Genomic DNA, 2,150 nt, shown 5'->3' on the forward strand with positions numbered 1-2,150 from the left:
AGCCTTGCCCCAAAGCCGCAGCGGCCGTTCCACGGCGATTTGCCCTTCAGGAAAACGCTGGGATGGGTCGCGCACGCTGCGGCCCTGGCCGATTGCCCGCACCACCGTTTCAGAGGTGCCCGCGCGGATCCCGACGGCGCGCGCGTGCGTGGCATCGCGTCGTGCCTCGGCGGCCATCACGTCAGGGGAACTGACGATGGCGTCCCGCACGGCGGCGTCGTCAGGCAGATAGTCGTTTGTGGCGGCGTGTGGGGCCGTGCTGCCAAACGACGCCATAGCGCTGAGTGAGCCGACCAAGCCTATCATTATCGCAAGGGTGATATGCAGGTTGCACCTCATTGCGGCTCTCCCTGTTGGCGATCGGACCGCACGCTCGGCGAGCCGAAATGCTCGAACAACAGCGGCAAAAGAAGTAGCGTGAGCGCGGTCGACGAAACGAGGCCACCGGAAATAACGATGGCGAGTGGACGCTGGATCTCAGAGCCCGGCCCGGTTGCCAGCAGCAGCGGTATCATCCCGAGCGCCGTGATACAGGCGGTCATCAGGACGGGGCGCAGCCGATCCCGGACGCCCACGCGAACGGTTTGGGCGACGTCGAGACCGGACTCCAGCAGCGCGTTGAAGTGTGAGATCAGCACGACACCGTTTAGCACCGTGATACCGAGCAAGGCAATAAAGCCAACGGACGCCGGAACGGACAGGTATTCCCCTGATAGCCGCAATGCAGCGATGCCTCCTACAAGCGCAAACGGAATATTGGCCAGCACCAGCACGGCTTGACGTACCGATCGGAATGTCAGCATCAACAGCAAGAAGATCGCTGCCAATGCCATCGGCACAACCAGGGCCAGACGCGCAGCGGCTCGACGCTGGTTCTCAAATTGCCCCCCCCAGACGATGCGCAAGCCTTTGGGCAACGTCTGAAGACGGGCAACGGCCGCCTGTGCCTCCTGAACGAAGCCGGCCAGGTCGCGGCCCTCCACGTTTGCCTGGATCACGGCAAACCTGGCACCGTTCTCATGATTGATCCGCACAGGGCCGTCCACCCGCTCAAGGCCCGCCAATGATGTCAGTGGCCACGCCTGGCCATCCGGCGCCGTGACCAGCAGGCTGGCGAACGCCTCGGGGGCCTGGCGCAATGCTGCGCCGCCGCGCAGGATCAGCGGCGTGCGGATAATGCCCTCCGGCACCACGCCAATGCGGTCGCCCTCCACCAGCGCGCGCAGTTGCGCCTGCAGGGCGTCTCCAGAAAAGCCTGCCTGGCCGGCTGCGGCGCGGTCCAGGGACACTTTCAGGTACTGCACGCCGGTGTTACTGGGTGCAATCACGTCGGTCGCGCCATGGATGCCGCGCACGGTCGAGGCGATGAGCTGTGCGGCCGCATCGATCGCCCCGAGGTCGCTGCCAAAGAGCTTAATGGCAACGTCGCCGCGCGTGCCGGTCAGCATCTCCGACACGCGCATCTCGATGGGCTGGGTGAATCCGTAGATCACACCGGGAAAGCGTTCCATCACGCGCCGGATCGCCTCGGCAATATCTTCCTTGCCGCCGCGCCACTGGTCCTTGGGCTTAAGCACGAGGAAGGTGTCGGTCTCGTTGAGGCCCATTGGGTCCAGTCCCAGATCGTCGGAGCCGGAGCGCGCCACAATTGAGCGGATTTCGGGGACGTCCTTGAGTAAGGCCTGCTGAACACGCTGGTCCAAGTCCAGCGATGCCGCAAGCGACACGGAAGGAGCTTTTTGAAGCTGCACGATCATGTCTCCCTCGTCCATGGTCGGCATGAAGGTCTTTCCCACGGACAGGTACAACACAGCGGCCCCCGCCAGTGCCACACCGGCAGCAGCGAAGATGGTACGGCGGTGCAAGGTGCTCCAGTCCTGCATCCGGGCAAAGCCGGCCGAGACCTTGCGCATTAACCAGGGTGTCTCATCGGCGTGAGACAGCAATAGCCAGGAAGCCAGCGCGGGGACGACCGTAAATGCAATCACCACCGAGGACGCCAACGCCAGCACGATGGTGAGCGCCACAGGTGCAAAGAGCTTGCCCTCAAGCCCCTCGAGCGATAACAGCGGCAGGAAAACAATGCCGATGATGGATACACCGGCCAGCATCGGCGGGCCAACGGCTGTTACGGCATGCCGAATCGCCGC

Annotated in this window: 1 protein-coding gene and 1 pseudogene; both read right to left on the reverse strand. The window is 64.0% G+C overall.

Translation table 11 applies throughout. From position 1 onward, the window contains the following. Window positions 1-276: pseudogene (locus BLQ58_RS28585) on the reverse strand (TolC family protein); the annotation flags it as partial. Window positions 277-335: 59 nt separating this feature from the next. Further along, window positions 336-2,150, reverse strand: a 1,815-nt coding sequence (locus BLQ58_RS28590) for an efflux RND transporter permease subunit (protein ID WP_139186203.1), incomplete at its 5' end; no start/stop codon positions are given.

It is taken from the genome of Ralstonia sp. 25mfcol4.1 (assembly GCF_900104095.1).
Taxonomy (GTDB): domain Bacteria; phylum Pseudomonadota; class Gammaproteobacteria; order Burkholderiales; family Burkholderiaceae; genus Cupriavidus.